The following is a 16429-nucleotide window of genomic DNA, read 5'->3' on the forward strand; positions in this document are numbered from 1 at the left end:
CGCTCCTGTCCGCAAAAGCCAGCCGAGAGACATTCCATTGCGGATTGACCGATGACCGACGCTGGCGCCCCTTCCACTCCTGACAGCGCCGGCCAGGCCGCCAACGCGCCTTACCGCGTTCTCGCGCGCAAATACCGCCCCTCCTCGTTCGATGATCTGATCGGCCAGGAGGCTGTGGTCCGCACCGTCTCCAATGCGTTCGAGACCGGGCGCATTCCGCAGGCCTGGATCCTCACCGGCGTTCGCGGCGTCGGCAAGACCACCACCGCGCGTATTCTGGCCCGTGCTCTCAACTACGAGATGCCGGACGGCTCGGTGAAGGGGCCGACCGTCCAGATGCCGACCCTGGGCGTGCACTGCCAGGCGATCATGGAAAGCCGGCACATGGACGTGCTGGAGATGGACGCGGCTTCGCATACCGGCGTCGACGACGTCCGCCAGATCAATGACAGCGTGCGCTACGCCCCGGCCAGCGTCCGCTACAAGGTCTACATCATCGACGAAGTCCACATGCTGTCGACGGCGGCGTTCAATGCCTTCCTGAAGACGCTGGAGGAACCGCCGGAGCACGCCAAGTTCGTGTTCGCCACGACCGAGATCCGCAAGGTTCCGGTTACGGTGCTGTCGCGCTGCCAGCGCTTTGACCTGCGCCGCGTCGAGGCCGACGTGCTGATGAAGCACCTCGCCAACATCGCCGCGAAGGAGAACGTCGAGATCGAGCCCGAAGCGCTCGGCATCATCGCGCGTGCGGCCGAAGGCTCCGTGCGCGACTCCCTGTCGCTGCTCGACCAGGCCATTGCGCATGCGGCAGGCCAGGTGAAGGCCGATGCGGTCAGGCAGATGCTGGGCCTTGCCGACCGCACCCGCGTCATCGACCTCTTCGATTCGCTGGCGCGCGGTGACATCGCGAGCGCCTTCAAGGAGTTCCGCGACCAGTACGACGTCGGCGCCGATCCGATCGTCGTGCTCTCGGACCTCGCCGAGTTCGTCAATTTCGTCACCCGCGTGAAGATCGTGCCGGCAACCGCCGACAACGTCGCCTATGGCGAGACCGAGCGCGTGCGCGCCAGGGATTTCGCCTCGAAGATCTCCATGCGCGTGCTGTCGCGGATGTGGCAGATGCTGCTCAAGGGCATCACCGAGGTGCAGGCCGCAACCCGGCCGGCTGCGGCCGCCGAGATGGTGCTGGTGCGCATCGCCTATGTCGCCGACCTGCCGACGCCGGACGAGGCGGTCAGGATGCTGGAGCAGAACGGCGGCAGTTCGCCGGTCGTGGGCGGCAGTGCCGCGCGCAGCGGCGCGCCGGCGGCACCGATGGCTTCCGCGGCGTCCGTGACCTCTGCTGCGCCGGTTCGCATGCCGACCTCGTCACCGACTGCATTCGGCGGCGGTGCCCGGCCGCAAATGGCGGCGCCCGCGCCAGACCCGCAGGGGGCGGCACCCCAGCTGCGCATCACCAGCTTCGCCCAGCTCGTGGCGCTCGCCGGGCAGAAGCGCGACCTCATGACCAAGGCCGCGCTCGAAGGCGACATGCGCCTCGTTCGTTTCGAGGAGGGCCGGCTGGAGGTCGCGCTCGAGCCGAACGCGTCGAAAACCATGATCTCCGAGCTCGCGCGAAAATTCGAGCTGTGGACCGGCCGCCGCTGGACCATCATTGTTTCCAACGAGCAGGGCCAGGCGACGCTGCGCTCGATGAGCCAGGCCGCCAAGCAGGAACATGCGCGCAGCGCCGAGGCCGATCCGCGCGTGCAGGAGGTGCTGTCGCGCTTCCCCGGTGCGAAGGTCGTCGAGGTCCGCAGGCTTGCCCCCGAGACGCCGGAAACCAATATTAACGCTGACTATGGCTCTGACGATCCGCCCGACGGTTCCGACGCCGACGACGATCTCTAGAGCATGATCCGGAAAAGTGTGAAGCGGTTTTCCGACAAGATCATGCCCAAAACAACTTAGGCTTTCCAAGGACGAGCACCCATGGCTGATTTTCTCGGCATGATGAAGCAGGCGGCGCAGCTGCAATCCAAGATGCAGGAGATGCAGGAGCAGCTCGCCAATGTGGAGGTCGAGGGCATCTCCGGCGGCGGTCTCGTCGCCGTGCGCATGACCGCGAAGATGGACGTCAAGGGCGTCAAGATCGATCCCTCGCTGATGAAGGCCGAAGAGCGCGAGGTGCTGGAAGATCTGCTGGTCACCGCGCTCGGTGATGCCCGCCGCAAGGCGGAGACCGCGATGCAGGAGAAGATGCAGTCGCTGACCGGCGGCCTCGGCCTGCCGCCGGGGCTGTTCGGCCAGTAATATGGGCGCGGTTGCAGGTCCCGAAATCGAGCGGCTCGTCCAGCTTCTCGCGCGGCTGCCGGGTTTGGGCCCGCGCTCCGCGCGGCGCGCGGCGCTGCATCTGATCAAGAAGCGCGAAGCGCTGATGATGCCGCTATCGGGCGCTCTGCAGGTCGCGCTCGACAAGGTTCAGGTCTGCAAGACCTGCGGCAACATCGATACGCAAAATCCCTGCACAATCTGCACCGATCCGAAGCGTGATCCCGCCATCATCGTCGTCGTCGCCGACGTCGCCGATCTCTGGGCGCTGGAGCGGGCCAATGCGACCCAGGGGCGCTACCACGTGCTGGGCGCGACCTTGTCGCCGCTCGATGGCGTCGGCCCGCAGGACCTCAGCATCGACGCGCTGGTCGCGCGCGCGCATGCGGCCGAGGTGCACGAGATCATTCTTGCGCTGAATGCGACAGTCGACGGACAGACCACCGCGCATTACATCACCGATCTGCTTCAGGACGCCAACGTAAAAGTAACCCGGCTGGCCCATGGTGTGCCCGTTGGTGGCGAGCTTGATTATCTCGATGAGGGCACGCTCTCGGCCGCGATGCGGCAGCGGACCCTGTTCTAGCCATCCAGACTTGACGGAACGGACGACATGACGAAACTTTTCGCCACACGATCGGCTTTGGTCGCGACGATGCTGCTGCTGGTGACACCGGCCATCGCCGCGCAGCGGGACGACGAGGCGCCGCCGCCCTCGAAGCCCGGCAAGCCGATCAGCGCCGGCGAGGTGCTCTCGGGCGAGCTGAATGCGATGAAGATCCGCGACGTCAAGAACGCCGGCAAGCGGATTGCGATGTACCAGATCACCTCCGAGCCGCGCAGCCTGCCGGCGCCGAACGGGCTGTGCAATCTCGAGACCGGACCTGAAACCTTCCAGCTCGTCACCTCCAGTGATACGCAGGCCACGCAGTTGAAATCGTTCGTCGGCAAGGAGATCTCGGTCAAGGTCGACGAGATCGCCTGCGCCAGCGATCCCGGCCAGATGAGCGAGGCCGTGGTCACGAAGTGGAGCTTGGTGAGGAAGTAGGAGGGGCGGCGCTACACCCGCACGGGCCCCAGCGCCTCAAAATGCCCGCGCTTTTGCAGCCAGACGAGCAACACCAGGCTCGGGATCGCCACCAGCACGCAGATCAAGAAGAACAGCGGCCAGCCGGTCGTATCGGCCACGAAGCCGGCTCCTGACGAGAGATAGGTCCGCCCCACCGCTGCAAGCGCGGTGAGCAGCGCATATTGCGTCGCTGTGTGCAGCGGGTTCTGGCACAGCGCCGAGAGATAGGCGACGAAGATCACGGTGCCGATCGCGCTGGTGAAATTCTCGGCGCAGATCGCGAGCGCCAGCGCCCATTGGTTAGTGCCGACCAGCGCGAGCCAGGAGAAGGTCAGGTTCGCCAGCGCCTGCACCACGCCACCGATCCAGAGCGAGGTTGCCAGCGAATAACGCCGCGCCACAAAGCCGCCGGCAAAGCCGCCGATCAGGGTCGCGGCGAGGCCGACGCCCTTCACGATCGCCGCGTAGTCGTTGCGGGTGAAGCCGAGGTCGATCACGAACGGCGCCGTCATGGTGCCCGAGAACGCGTCGGTGAACTTGAACAGCACGACGAAGGCGAGCGCTGCGATCGCATCCTTGCGCGACAGGAACTCGGAGAAGGCGCCGATCGCCGCGCGCAGCACGCGCGCAAACGCGGTCTCGTCGTGCGTCACGGCTTCCGCCCGCACCGATTGCTCGGGCTCGGTCGCCGCGAGTGCCGTGATCGTCCCGATCAGCACCATCGCCGCCATCACCACATAGCCCCACATCCAGGCCGACGTGCGCGTGATGCCGGTGCTCTCGAAGCCGGAGACAATGAACAGCGCACCCGCGGTCGAAACCAGCATGCCGATGCGATAGGCCGCGACATAGGCCGCCATGCCGGCGGCCTGCTCGCTCTCGGGCAGGCTCTCGACGCGGAAGGCGTCGACCACGATGTCCTGCGTCGACGACGTCGTCGCCACCAGCAGCGCGCCGAGTGCCACATAGAAGGGCGATCGCGCCGGATCGGTCAGCGCCAGCAGCAGGATCGCGACGATCAGCAGCAATTGCGAGAACAGCAGCCAGCCGCGCCGCCGCCCGAAAGCGCGCGTGAACAGCGGCACATGCAGCGCATCCACCAGCGGCGCCCACAGGAATTTCAGTGTGTAGGGCGTGCCGACCAGTGCAAACAGCCCGATGGTCTTGAGATCGACCCCGGCCTCGCGCATCCACACCAGCAGCGTCGAGCCCGAGAGCGCCAACGGCAGCCCCGAGGAGAAGCCGAGGAACAGCACGATCAGCACCCGCGGCTGCAGGTAAACAGCCAGGCTGTCGCGCCAGGAGCGGGCGGGGGCGGAGGTCGCGGCAGGGGAGGTCGCGTCGGGTGCGGTCATGGGGAGGTGTTAGCAGATTCTGGCTGAAAAGACTCCCGCTCCGCTAATGAGTCGAAAGCCCTCAATACCCCTTCAGTGTCATCGTCCGCGCAGGCGGACGATCCAGTATTCACCAGCACCTCGGCTCAATCACGACCGCCGCGGCGTACTGGATGCCCCGCCTTCGCGGGGCATGACGGCCTCATGGTGGCCCAGCTATCCCTGAATAAAGATCATCCCAATTCGGGTTGTTCGTCTCGATCAATCGGACCTTCCAGGCCCTGTTCCACTTCTTCAGCCGCTTCTCCCGCTTGATCGCGTTCTCTGGATCGTCGAACTGTTCAAAATAGACGAGCCTTGCGACGTCGTACTTTTCCGTGAAGCTCTCGATGAGTTTTGACTTGTGCTCCGCCACTCGGCGAATGAGGTCATTTGTCACGCCAATGTAAAGCGTGCCGCCAATCCTGCTGGCGAGGATGTAGACGTAGTACTGGCGTCCGCCCATGTGACCACCTCAACGCTGTCATCGTCCGCGCAGGCGGACGATCCAGTATTCACCAGCACCTCGGCCCAATCACGACCGCCGCGGCGTGCTGGATACCCCGCCTGCGCGGGGTATGACGGTTGCCTCGATCTCACTCCCCCGCCTGGAGCTTCCTTGGAAACAGCTCCGGCGCGCCTGACGCCACCAGCCGCGGGCCGTCCGCCGGCGCGTCGGTCTTGCTGAAATCGAGCTCCTCGATTCTGCCTGCGCGCTTCTCGATCTTGTCGGCGGAGATCAGGATCTGGCGGACGTCCTCGTTCGCGTCGGCAAAGTGCTTCTGCAATTTCAGCACGCGATCGCGCAGGCGTCCCAAATCGTCGCCGAGCTTGATCACTTCGGTCTGAATCTGGTCGGCGGCATCGCGCATGCGCGCGTCCTTCATGATCTGCTGCATCACCTGGATCGCGAGCATCAGCAGCGAGGGCGACACCAGCACGACCTTGGCGCGATAGGCCTTCTGGATCACGTCGTCGAAGCCGTCATGGATCTCGGCGTAGACCGATTCCGACGGCACGAACATCAGCGCCATCTCCTGGGTCTCGCCGGTGACGAGATATTTTTCCGCGATGTCGCTGACATGCTTCATCACGTCGCCGCGCAGCCGCTGCGTGGCGGCGCGCTTCTCCTCGTCGGTGCGGGCATCGTGCAGCGCCGTCATCGCTTCCAGCGGGAATTTCGCATCGATGCAAAGCGGGCGCTGGTCGGGCAGGAACACCACGCAGTCGGGCCGCTTGCCGGTCGAGAGCGTGAACTGGAATTCGTAGGCGCCCTTCGGCAGGCCGTCCTGGACGATCGCCTCCATCCGCGCTTGTCCAAAGGCGCCGCGCGACTGCTTGTTGGCGAGCACGTCGCGCAAGGTCGTCACCTGCGTGGTGAGGTCGGTGAGGTTCTTGTGCGCGTTGTCGATGATGCCGAGCCGCTCGTGCAGCGCGCGCAGGCTCTCCATGGTGTTGCGGGTCGAATGTTCCATGGACTGGCCGACCCGATGGGTCACCGAATCCAGCCGCTCGTTGACCGCCCGGGCCATCTCGGCCTGGCGGCCGGCCAACGCCTGGGTCATGGCGTCGGCCCGGCCGGCGGCCTCGCTCTGGGCGTGCAGGACCTGGCTCAGCCGCTCCTCCAGCTCGTCGGCGCGGATGGCGTGCGCCATCGCGAGTTCCGCGCCGCGTCGCCCGGAGCGCGCGATCACGACCGCAATGGCAATCAGCAGGATGAGGACCAGCGCGCCGAAGCCGATCAGCGCGTCGATGGTGCGCACCGGCCAGTCGCCGAGCATGAAAATGATGTCGTTCATGCCTGCCGTTCTATCCGATTCGCCCGTCCGCACGAACGAATAGCGAACATTTATGGTTAATCGATCCCTAATTTTTATGGTTAACAGAACTTGAAGTTTTATGGTTAGCGAAGCATTAACGCGCTCCCGGCCGCATTGACCGCTTGTCGCGCGCGGCTTAAATCGCCCGCCATGGCCCTCAGAGAAATCATCATCCTGCCCGACAAGCAGCTGCGTCTGGTCTCCAAGCCGATCGAGAAGGTCACGCCGGAGATCCGCAAGCTTGCCGACGACATGTTCGAGACCATGTACGACGCACCCGGCATCGGGCTTGCAGCGATCCAGATCGCGCAGCCGCTGCGGCTGATCACCATGGACCTTGCCAAGCCCGACCAGGACGGCGAGACCAGGCCGGAGCCGCGCGTCTTCATCAATCCCGAGATCATCGCGTCTTCCGCGGATCTGTCTGTCTACGAGGAAGGCTGCCTGTCGATCCCCGAATATTACGAGGAGGTCGAGCGGCCGGCGAAGGTGCGCGTGCGCTTCACGGATCTGGACGGCAAGGTGCACGAGGAGGACGCCGAAGGCCTCTACGCCACCTGCATCCAGCACGAGATCGACCATCTCAACGGCGTGCTGTTCGTCGACTATCTCTCGAAGCTCAAGCGCGACCGCGTGATCAAGAAGTTCGAGAAAGCCGCCAAGCGCGCGGAGTAAGGTTCTCCGTCGATGTCCCTCCGCCTGATCTTCATGGGCACGCCCGATTTTTCCGTGCCGACGCTGCTCGAGCTCGTCGCGCATGGCCACGAGATCGTGGCTGTCTACACCCGCGCGCCGAAGCCGGGCGGGCGGCGCGGGCTGCAATTGCAACCGACCCCGGTCGAGGAAGCCGCGCGAAAACTCGGCGTTCCCGTGCTGACGCCGAAAACGTTGAAGACACCGGAAGCGCTGGAAGAGTTTCGCGCGTTTGACGCCGATGCGGCCGTCGTCGTCGCCTACGGCATGATCCTGCCGCAGGCGATCCTCAATGCGCCAAAGCTCGGCTGCTACAACCTGCACGCCTCGCTGCTGCCGCGCTGGCGCGGCGCAGCCCCCATCAATCGCGCGATCATGGCCGGCGATGCCGAGAGCGGCGTGATGGTGATGAAGATGGATATCGGCCTCGACACCGGCGACGTCGCCATGGCCGAGCGCCTCGCGATCACCGATGACATGACCGCGGTCGATCTGCACGATCGCCTGTCCCGGCTTGGTGCCGATCTGATGGTGCGCGCGATGGCCGCGCTCGACCGCGGCGGCCTCCAGCTCAAGAAGCAGAGCGAGGACGGCGTCACCTACGCCGCCAAGATCGACAAGGCCGAGGCACGGATCGACTGGAGCAAGTCCGCGCACGCGGTGCTGCGCCACATCCACGGCCTGTCGCCGTTTCCCGGTGCCTGGGCCGAGCTCGCCGGTGTCACGGAGAATGCGCGCGTAAAAATCCTGCGCTGCGAACTGGCGAAGGGCTCCGGTGCGCCGGGCGAGGTGCTCGATGGCCAGCTTACCATCGCCTGCGGCGAGGGCGCGATCCGCATCCTCGAGCTGCAGCGCGAGGGCAAGGCCCGGATGCAGGCCGTGGACTTCTTGCGGGGTGTGCCGTTGAAGGCAGGAGCCAAATTCACCTAACGCTGTCATACCCCGCGAAGGCGGGGTATCCAGTACGCTGAGACTTCTCGGTTCGAACCGATAGGCTGCGGAGTACTGGATCGCCCGGTCAAGCCGGACGATGACACCACCGGATTGAGATGCCCCGCTACAAGCTCACCATCGAATATGACGGCGCACCCTTCTTCGGCTGGCAGGTGCAGGAGACGCTGCCTTCGGTGCAGGGCGCGCTGGAAGCGGCCGTGAAGGCGATGACCGGCGCGGATGCGCGGGTGCATGGCGCAGGCCGCACCGATGCCGGCGTGCACGCGCGCGGCCAGGTCGCGCATGTCGACATCGAGAAGCAGTTTCCACCGGGCCGTTTTCGCGATGGGCTCAACGCGCATCTGCGCCCCCATCCGATCGCGGTCCTCGAAGCCGACATTGTACCTGATACTTTCGAGGCCCGCTTCTCGGCCGTGAAGCGCCACTATCGCTACCGGGTCATCAATACCCGCGCCAATCTCGCGCTCGACATCGGCCATGCCTGGCGTGTGCCGCGCCGGCTCGATGCGGATGCGATGCATGCAGCGGCACAGCGCCTGCTCGGCAGGCACGATTTCACCACGTTCCGCGACACCGAGTGCCAGGCCAGGTCGCCGGAGAAGACGCTCGACCAGCTCGACGTGCTGCGCGACGGGCGCGAGATCGTCATCGTCACCTCGGCGCGCTCGTTCCTGCATAGCCAGGTGCGCTCGATGGTGGGATCGCTGGTCTGGGTCGGCGAAGGCCGCTGGACCGCAGACGATCTCTCCGCAGCGCTTGCAGCCCGCAACCGCGCCGCTTGCGGCATTGTCGCGCCGCCGGACGGATTGTATCTCGTGAAGGTGGATTATTGAGCGCGTGATGCCGCCTCCGGCGTCATGGCCGGGCTTGTCCCGGCCATCCACGTGCGTCAACATGCGACCATGCATGGTGGATGGGTCTACATCCTGGCGAGCGCGGCCAACGGCATTTTATATGTCGGTGTGACGAACGATATTGTTCGTCGCATCTACGAGCACCGAAATGGACTCGTGCCTGGCTTCACCAAGAAGTACGGCGTCAAGCTGCTCGTCTATTTCGAGCGCTACGAAGACATCCAGACCGCGATCCAGCGCGAGCACAACATCAAGCATTGGTCACGGACCTGGAAGGTCAGGCTGATCCTCAAGGACAATCCCGAATGGAAGGATCTGTACGACACGATCACGCAGTGAGACGTGCCCGTACTCTCGCCACGTCGTCATGGCCGGGCTTGTCCCGGCCATCCACGATCTTATCTTTCTTGAGGCATCAAAGATCGTGGATGCCCGGGACAAGCCCGGGCATGACGGAGGAGTGATTGGCGGCAGCCAGATAGCCTCACAGCCCTAGGCAAAATACCGCGTCAAAATCCCCCGATACACCTTCGTCAGCTTCTCCAAATCCCCCACCGGCACGCGCTCGTTGATCTGGTGCATGGTCTGGCCGACCAGGCCGAACTCGATCACCGGGCAATAGCTCGAGATGAAGCGCGCATCCGAGGTGCCGCCTGAGGTCGACAGCTCCGGCTTGCGGCCCGTGACCTCTTCGATCGCGGAGACGGCGAGGTCGGTGAACGGCCCCGGCTTGGTCACGAACACGTTGGAGTTCGACGGCTCCCAGACGATGCGGGCGCGGATGCGGTTGCCGCAGGCCTTTGTCAGGCGCGTCTCGACCAGCTCGCGCAGGCTCGCCTGCGTATGGTTGTCGTTGTAGCGGATGTTGAATTTTGCGCGGGCTTCGCCGGGGATGACGTTATTGGCCTTGTTGCCGACGTCGACCGAGGTGAATTCGAGATTGGACGCCTGGAACTGCGCGCTGCCATGGTCGAGCGGCTCGTCGCTGATGGCAACGATCAGCCGCGCAATATCCGGCACCGGATTGGCCGCGCGATGCGGATAGGCGACATGGCCCTGCACGCCGTCGACATAGAGCGTGCCCGACTGCGAGCCGCGGCGGCCGACCTTGATGGTGTCGCCGAGCGTTTCGACATTGGAGGGCTCGCCGAGCACGCAATGGTCGAACTTTTCGCCGCGCTCGGCCGCCCATTTGAGCAGCTTGATGGTGCCGTTGATGGAGATGTCTTCCTCGTCGCCCGTGATCAGGAACGAGATCGAACCTTGTCCGTCTGCGCGCGGCTTGCCGCCGTTGGCAGCGAGATGCTCGAGCACCGCGGCGACCGAGCAGGCGATGCCACCCTTCATGTCGACAGCGCCGCGGCCGTGCAGGAAACCGTCCTTCACTTCGCCCGAGAAGGCACCGACGCTCCAGGCGCTCTCGTCGCCGGGCGGCACCACGTCGGTGTGGCCGGCGAAGGTGATGTGCGGGCCCTCGTTGCCGATCCGCGCATAGAGATTATCGACATCGGCGGTGCCGGGTTCGCTGAACGTCACGCGGTGGCAGGTGAAGCCGGCTGCATTGAGGGCTTGTTCAAGCACCCGCAGCGCGCCGGCGTCAGCCGGGGTTACCGAGGGGCAGCGGATGAGATCGCGGGCAATAGAGAGGGCATCGGTCATGAGTCTGGTATTAATCCCGCAGCAGCTCGTTGATGCTGGTCTTCGAACGCGTGCGCTCGTCGACGCGCTTGACGATGACGGCGCAGGCGGTGCTCGGGCCGATCTGGCCGTTCTTCATGGGCTTGCCGGGCAGCGCACCGGGCACCACCACCGAATACTCGGGCACTTCGCCCATGAAGATCTCGCCGGTCTCGCGGTCGACGATCTTGGTCGAGGCCCCCAGGAACACCCCCATCGACAGCACCGCGCCCTTGCGCACGATGACGCCCTCGGCGACCTCGGAGCGCGCGCCGATGAAGCAGTCGTCCTCGATGATGACGGGCTCGGCCTGGAGCGGCTCGAGCACGCCGCCGATGCCGGCGCCGCCGGAGATGTGCACGCGCTTGCCGATCTGCGCGCAGGAGCCGACGGTGGCCCAGGTGTCCACCATGGTGCTCTCATCGACGTAAGCACCGAGATTGACGAAGGACGGCATCAGCACGACGTTCTTGGCAATGAAGGCCGAGCGGCGCACCACGGCGCCCGGCACCGCCCGAAAACCGGCATCGCGAAAACGGTTCGGGCCCCAGCCTTCGAACTTCGAGGGCACCTTGTCCCACCAGTTCGCCTGGCCCGGGCCGCCGGGAATGACGTCCATGTCGTTGAGGCGAAAGGAGAGCAGCACGGCCTTCTTCAGCCACTGATTGACCTTCCACTTGCCGTCGGCGCCGCGCTCGGCAACGCGGGCCTCGCCCTTGTCCAGAATCTCCAGCGACTGGTTCACGGCGTCGCGCACTTCGCCCTTGGTCGAGGTCGAGATGCCGTCGCGTGCGTCGAAGGCGCTGTTGATGGTGGATTCCAGGGCGGACAGGGACATCGGAGGGCTTCCTCGAAACCGGAGTTATTTGAGGGCAAAACGAGGGGGCTTTTTCGGGATTTGGGCCGGGAGAGTCAAGAACGCTCTCGGCGATTATTCCGGGGCTGGCCAACGCGCGTGGCACATGGCCCATTCGCCGGCATTTCAGAGGCCAAGGCCGGTGACGATGCCCTCGCAAATCCCGGCCAGTTCTTCGCCAAGCGTGGCCAGTGCCGGCGAGCCGTACCGCGCAAAGGCCTGACGGGGATCGAGCCAGCGCAGCTCGGTTCGCTCCTCAGGGAAGCCGATCGCCGCGAACTTCAGCGGCGCCTCGAGCAGCGCCGCCGAATCGGCCGCCAGCAGGCGCCACATCAGGCGTGGATGGAAGAACAGGATCTGCCGCGCCGGGCCGATGTCATAGCCGTCGCGATGCAGCAGCATCTGCGGATTGATCTCGTGCAGCACCCAGAGATCGGCCGCAACGATCTTCTCCTTGAGGCGCGTCACGACCTCCTCGACCGGCTGTGTGCTGACGCGCATGTGCTGGAACGAAGAGGCCGGGCTGCCGGGCTCCGAAAAGGCAACAGCACGACGAGCTGGGTCTGTCATCGGACGGCCCCTTCATTCTGCTCCGCCGCCTTGTTCGCCTCGAATGCGTCGAGGGTTCGCGCGGAATACACCAGTGCGGCGCCGGCTCCGATCGCGACCGCGACGCCCAGTGCTTCCGCGAGCTCCTCGCGGCTTGCGCCGTACTTCGCTGCGGCATGGGCGTGCACGGCGATACAGCCGTCGCAGCGTGCCGTGACAGCGGCCGCGAGCGCGATCAGCTCGCGGGTCTTTCCGTCAAGCCGGCCGGTCTGCGCGCTGGCGGCGCTCAGCGCGCGATACCCCTTGACTGTCTCCGGATTCAGCTTGCCGATATCCCCGATGCGCGCCAGCAGTTCGCCTTGATAAGTCTTCCAGTCCAACATTGCGGATCTCCTCGATCACAGGTGGCGTTGAGGAAGAGATAGTTGGCGGTCGCGGCGACGCCCATCGCCTGTCGCCGTATGGCCACCATACGTCGAGCCGAAATCGTCAGCGGAATTGATGTGCGTGTTCGGCCAGGAAGTCCACGATACTGCGCACCCGCGGGATGGCGCGCGTGTCGCGGTGAAATCCGAGCCACACATCGCGACTCGGAAGCGGCGTCGGCGTCGTGATGGCGCGCAGCTCGCGATAGCCCGCGGCGAGACGTGTCGGCAGGCAGACCAAACCGGCCCCGCTGGCAGCGGCCGCCGCCTGGCCATCGCGGCTGTTGCTGCGAAAGGCAATGTGAGCATTCGGAAAATGCTGGCGCAGCCATTTAGTCTCGGCGACTGTTTCGGCAAGTGCCGCATTCATTGCAACAAGGACGGCGTTGGCGCCGCCTCGCTTGAAATCCGGCAGGCCCCGCCTATCGAGATAGTCAGGCGCCGCGTAGAGGGCGAAGGGAAGACTGCCGATCTTCCGTTGCACCAGCCCGTCCTGCTGGAAACGCGTGAAGCGCACGGCAATGTCGACCTCGCGTCGTGTCAGGCTCAGCACCTCGGCGTCGGTGACGAGCTCGACGCCCATCCCCGGATGTATGGTGCAGAACCTGGCCAGCAGCGGCGAGAGGATCCGCGCGCCGATCCATTCGGCCGATGTCACGCGGACGGTGCCGCTGATCCCGGCGTTGCTGCCGGTCGCAATCCGCTGCGCGGCAAGCGCGGCCTCTTCCATGTTGCCGGCATGGTCGAGGATCTTCCGCCCGGTCTCGGTAAGCTCGAGCCCGGATGGCTTCCGCTGGAACAGGACCGCGCCGAGCTTCTTCTCGAACAGTTCGAGCCGGCGGCTCATGGTCGGCTGTGTCGTGCCGAGTGCCCGTGCTGCGCCGGACAGGCTCTTCTCGCGCGCGAGATTCAGAAAATAGCGCAGATCATCCCATTCGATTTCGGGCAGGTCCGCAGCAGGCAAGTCCGGCTTCCGGGGCACCTTCGCTCCTCGCGTGGTCGCGCTCAGGCGGCGAGCGATTGCAAAAACCCCGCCAAATCATCCGTGACGTGGTCGACATGGGCCGCATCGCGGCCCTCAAGTTCCCAATCCTCGCGCACCACTTCCTTGGTCCCGTCAGGCACCACCAGCACGGTGGTCATGCCGAGCTGATGCGGGACGGTGAGGTTGCGGGCGAGGTCTTCGAACATGGCGGCCTTGGTCGGGTCGACCGCATGCAGGTCGAGGAATTTCCGGTAGGTCTGCGCCGCCGGCTTGGGTTCGAATTCGGCGGCGATGATGTCGAACACGCCGTCGAAATGCGAGCCGAGGCCGAGCCGTGCCAGCACCGCATCGACATGGTCGACCGAGCCGTTGGTCAGGATCAGTTTTCGCCCCGGCAATTTTGCGATGGCCGCGCCGAGCGCCGGGTTCGGCTCCAGCGGCGAATGGTCGATCTTGTGCACGTAAGCGAGATAATCGTCAGCGCGCACGCCATGCAGGGTCATCATGCCGCGCATGGTGGTGCCGAAGCGCTGGTAATAGTCCTTCTGGATCTTGCGCGCTTCTTCCGGGCCGACCTGCAGCCAGTTGCACACGAACTCGCCGATTTTAGCGTCGACCTGCTGCCACAGGTTGACGTGATGCGGATAGAGCGTGTTGTCGAGGTCGAACACCCAGGTGTCGATATGGGCGAAGGCGCGGGGGGATTTCATCAAAGCTCTCTCAATCACGGCACGGCAAACCGGAGCGTCTTGCCGCCGCTCGACATGTCCACCACGCCAAAACCCGTGGCCGCAAATCCACGCGCGCCGCAATCGGTCTGCTCGTTGGTCTCGAACTTGGTCTCGCGGGTGCAGAGCTGCTTGTCGCCCCCCCAGTTCAGCGGTCTGTCCTTCAGCTTGATGGCGCGGTTGTCGCCATCGATGGCTTCCGCGAAGCTGAAGATCTGCTTTGGCTGGCCGGCGACGTCGGGATGCAGGCAGGTCCTGGGATCGATGCGGTACCAGCCGCGGCTCGTCACCGACTTGCCGTCGTCAGTCGCGACTGCCGCCATCACCTTGTGCGGCGTGTCGTTGCACCAGGTCAGGCCACTCGGGGACGGCGCCTGCGCCGCATCGACCATGGTCTTGAAGAGATTCGGCGACGAAATCACGTCGGTCGGCAATCCGCGGCTCTTCAGGAACGCCGCGAGTGCGGCCTGCGTCTTCGGTCCGTCGACGCCGTCGATCGCGCCGATGTCGTAGCCTGCGATCACCAGCAGCCGCTGGATGCCGGCGAGCCGCGCCTGCTCGTCGTCATATTCGGAATCCTCGGCGAGATAGGCGACGAGATTGCCGTTGTCGCCTTGCGTCGGCGTGATCTGGGTGAAGGCGGCCTGGGTCTGGCCGGTGCGGCACTGCCGCGCGGCCGCGATGACGAAATTGTCCTGCGCCACGCACAGCGTGTCGCTGCCGTTCTGCGGGATCGGTGACGCACCATAGACGCCGAGCGCGCGGGCGTTGAGCAGGATGCGGTCGGCGGTCAGCGTGCCCTGCACCACGACGCGGCAGGTCGCCGGATCGATCCTGAACCAGCCCCGGGTCGCGGTCGCCGCCTTGTCGTCGATGCCGATCGCGGCCTCGACGACGTAGGACATGCGGTTGCAGATCTTGAGGTCGGCGAAGGCCGGCGCGGAGGAGAAGACGAACGACACGGCAGCGGCCGGCAGTGTCATCAGGAGACGCGTCAGAGGCGAGCGGCGATGCCGCCGCTCTTGACCGGCCATGACGGAATCTCTCGTCTTCTCGCCGCTCACTTATGTATCAGCGTTCCCGTGCCCGTGTTGGTGAATAGCTCGAGCAGCACCGCGTGCTGCATCTTGCCGTCGATGATGACGACGCCCTCGACGCCCTGCTCGAGCGCGTAGATGCAGGTCTCGACCTTCGGGATCATGCCGCCGGAAATGGTGCCGTCGGCGATCAGTTTGCGCGCGTCCTTCACCGAGAGCTGCGGGATCAGCTTCTTCGACTTGTCGAGCACACCAGGCACGTCGGTGAGCAGCAAGAGACGCTTGGCCTTCAGCGCGCCGGCGACCGCACCGGCAAAGGTGTCGGCGTTGACGTTCAGCGTCTGGCCGTCCTTCGAGGTCGCGAGCGGCGCCAGCACCGGGATCAGCTCGTAGCCGATCAGCTGGTTGAGCAGCGTGAGATCGACCTTTTCAGGGTCGCCTACGAAGCCGAGATCGACCGCCTTCTCGATGTGCGAATCCGGATCGATGATGGTGCGCGTCGTCTTCGACGCCTTCACCATGTTGGCGTCCTTGCCTGATAGCCCCACGGCCTTGCCGCCGGCTTCGTTGATGTAGCCGACGATCTGCTTATTGACGGAGCCGGCGAGCACCATCTCGACGATCTCGATGGTCGCGGCATCGGTGATGCGCAGGCCGGCGGCGAACTCCGAGACGATGCCGAGACGCTTGAGCATGGTCGCGATCTGCGGCCCGCCGCCATGCACCACCACCGGGTTGATCGCGGTCTGCTCGAGCAGCACGATGTCGCGGGCAAAATTCTTCGCGGTCTCCTCGTCGCCCATGGCATGGCCGCCATATTTGATGACGATGGTCTCTTCGTCGTACTGCTGCATGTGCGGCAGCGCTTCGGACAGGATGCGGGCCTGGTCGAGCGGGGAGATTTCGGTCATGAGGCGGATCTCGCTGGCGGGACTAACGCGGCCAGCGTTCTATCTGATTGGCGGGCGAGGCGCAAAGTGATGTTCTTCCCCCTCTCCCCTTGTGGGCTATGGGATTCCCGGATTTTGTTCTTGGTTAGCAAGAGCATATCCCTCGAGCGTAGCAGCGAGACGGTTCCAGCCGTCTCGCATGGTCTTTG

General features: G+C 65.0%; 19 protein-coding genes. 8 read left to right on the forward strand and 11 right to left on the reverse strand.

Features of this window, described 5'->3' with window-relative positions:
• The first annotated feature begins 51 nt into the window (after window positions 1-51).
• From ABIC09_RS22435 to ABIC09_RS22450, 4 genes are all read left to right on the forward strand, one after another.
• On the forward strand, window positions 52-1890 hold the full coding sequence (locus tag ABIC09_RS22435) for a DNA polymerase III subunit gamma/tau (protein WP_354110564.1): 1839 nt from the start codon (window positions 52-54) through the stop codon (window positions 1888-1890).
• Window positions 1891-1971: 81 nt separating this feature from the next.
• Complete coding sequence (locus tag ABIC09_RS22440) at window positions 1972-2292, forward strand: YbaB/EbfC family nucleoid-associated protein (protein ID WP_148749787.1); 321 nt, start codon at window positions 1972-1974, stop codon at window positions 2290-2292.
• 1 nt (window position 2293) lies between these two features.
• Window positions 2294-2896, forward strand: a complete 603-nt coding sequence (recR, locus tag ABIC09_RS22445; protein ID WP_148749788.1) for a recombination mediator RecR — start codon at window positions 2294-2296, stop codon at window positions 2894-2896.
• 27 nt (window positions 2897-2923) lie between these two features.
• On the forward strand, window positions 2924-3358 hold the full coding sequence (locus ABIC09_RS22450) for a hypothetical protein (protein ID WP_354110565.1): 435 nt from the start codon (window positions 2924-2926) through the stop codon (window positions 3356-3358).
• Window positions 3359-3369: 11 nt separating this feature from the next.
• Here the strand turns inward: ABIC09_RS22450 and ABIC09_RS22455 are convergent, their stop codons facing one another.
• The 3 genes from ABIC09_RS22455 to ABIC09_RS22465 form a co-directional block, all read right to left on the reverse strand.
• On the reverse strand, window positions 3370-4734 hold the full coding sequence (locus ABIC09_RS22455; RefSeq protein ID WP_354110566.1) for an AmpG family muropeptide MFS transporter: 1365 nt from the start codon (window positions 4732-4734) through the stop codon (window positions 3370-3372).
• A gap of 181 nt (window positions 4735-4915) precedes the next feature.
• A complete protein-coding gene (locus ABIC09_RS22460; RefSeq protein ID WP_354110567.1) occupies window positions 4916-5218 on the reverse strand; it encodes a GIY-YIG nuclease family protein in 303 nt (100 codons plus the stop codon).
• Window positions 5219-5348: 130 nt separating this feature from the next.
• On the reverse strand, window positions 5349-6551 hold the full coding sequence (locus ABIC09_RS22465; protein ID WP_354084114.1) for a DNA recombination protein RmuC: 1203 nt from the start codon (window positions 6549-6551) through the stop codon (window positions 5349-5351).
• 171 nt (window positions 6552-6722) lie between these two features.
• On the opposite strand from ABIC09_RS22465, the gene def reads away from it, so the two are divergent.
• From def to ABIC09_RS22485, 4 genes are all read left to right on the forward strand, one after another.
• Window positions 6723-7247, forward strand: a complete 525-nt coding sequence (def, locus tag ABIC09_RS22470; protein ID WP_354035746.1) for a peptide deformylase — start codon at window positions 6723-6725, stop codon at window positions 7245-7247.
• Between the two features lie 12 nt (window positions 7248-7259).
• The gene (fmt, locus tag ABIC09_RS22475) at window positions 7260-8195 is read left to right on the forward strand and encodes a methionyl-tRNA formyltransferase (protein ID WP_354110568.1); all 936 of its coding nucleotides are present in this window, start codon (window positions 7260-7262) and stop codon (window positions 8193-8195) included.
• Window positions 8196-8314: 119 nt separating this feature from the next.
• Window positions 8315-9052, forward strand: coding sequence for a tRNA pseudouridine(38-40) synthase TruA (gene truA / locus ABIC09_RS22480; RefSeq protein WP_354110569.1), 738 nt, complete (start codon window positions 8315-8317; stop codon window positions 9050-9052).
• A 24-nt stretch (window positions 9053-9076) separates the two neighbouring features.
• Entirely contained in the window at window positions 9077-9412 is a 336-nt protein-coding gene (locus ABIC09_RS22485) for a GIY-YIG nuclease family protein (protein ID WP_148749796.1), read from the forward strand.
• 153 nt (window positions 9413-9565) lie between these two features.
• Here the strand turns inward: ABIC09_RS22485 and dapE are convergent, their stop codons facing one another.
• The 8 genes from dapE to argB all read right to left on the reverse strand — a co-directional run bounded on the left by dapE (window position 9566) and on the right by argB (window position 16241).
• The gene (gene dapE / locus ABIC09_RS22490; RefSeq protein ID WP_354110570.1) at window positions 9566-10732 is read right to left on the reverse strand and encodes a succinyl-diaminopimelate desuccinylase; all 1167 of its coding nucleotides are present in this window, start codon (window positions 10730-10732) and stop codon (window positions 9566-9568) included.
• A 10-nt stretch (window positions 10733-10742) separates the two neighbouring features.
• Window positions 10743-11588 carry a 2,3,4,5-tetrahydropyridine-2,6-dicarboxylate N-succinyltransferase gene (gene dapD, locus ABIC09_RS22495; RefSeq protein WP_354035753.1) on the reverse strand — a complete coding sequence of 282 codons (846 nt, stop codon included), beginning with the start codon at window positions 11586-11588 and terminating at the stop codon, window positions 10743-10745.
• Window positions 11589-11732: 144 nt separating this feature from the next.
• Window positions 11733-12176: a DUF302 domain-containing protein gene (locus ABIC09_RS22500; protein WP_354110571.1), complete on the reverse strand. Its 444-nt coding sequence runs from the start codon at window positions 12174-12176 to the stop codon at window positions 11733-11735.
• Window positions 12173-12538 (reverse strand): carboxymuconolactone decarboxylase family protein, encoded by a 366-nt coding sequence (locus ABIC09_RS22505; RefSeq protein WP_354035755.1) that lies wholly within the window; start codon window positions 12536-12538, stop codon window positions 12173-12175. The genes ABIC09_RS22500 and ABIC09_RS22505 overlap by 4 nt, the downstream gene beginning before the upstream one ends.
• Before the next feature lie 106 nt (window positions 12539-12644).
• Window positions 12645-13544 carry a LysR family transcriptional regulator gene (locus tag ABIC09_RS22510; RefSeq protein ID WP_354110572.1) on the reverse strand — a complete coding sequence of 300 codons (900 nt, stop codon included), beginning with the start codon at window positions 13542-13544 and terminating at the stop codon, window positions 12645-12647.
• Between the two features lie 41 nt (window positions 13545-13585).
• Window positions 13586-14275, reverse strand: coding sequence for a pyrimidine 5'-nucleotidase (locus ABIC09_RS22515; protein WP_354110573.1), 690 nt, complete (start codon window positions 14273-14275; stop codon window positions 13586-13588).
• Window positions 14276-14289: 14 nt separating this feature from the next.
• Window positions 14290-15276 (reverse strand): DUF1036 domain-containing protein, encoded by a 987-nt coding sequence (locus ABIC09_RS22520; protein WP_148749973.1) that lies wholly within the window; start codon window positions 15274-15276, stop codon window positions 14290-14292.
• Window positions 15277-15353: 77 nt separating this feature from the next.
• Window positions 15354-16241, reverse strand: a complete 888-nt coding sequence (gene argB / locus ABIC09_RS22525; protein ID WP_148749803.1) for an acetylglutamate kinase — start codon at window positions 16239-16241, stop codon at window positions 15354-15356.
• Window positions 16242-16429 lie beyond the last annotated feature (188 nt).

It is taken from the genome of Bradyrhizobium sp. S3.12.5 (assembly GCF_040548225.1).
Lineage (GTDB): Bacteria > Pseudomonadota > Alphaproteobacteria > Rhizobiales > Xanthobacteraceae > Bradyrhizobium > Bradyrhizobium cytisi.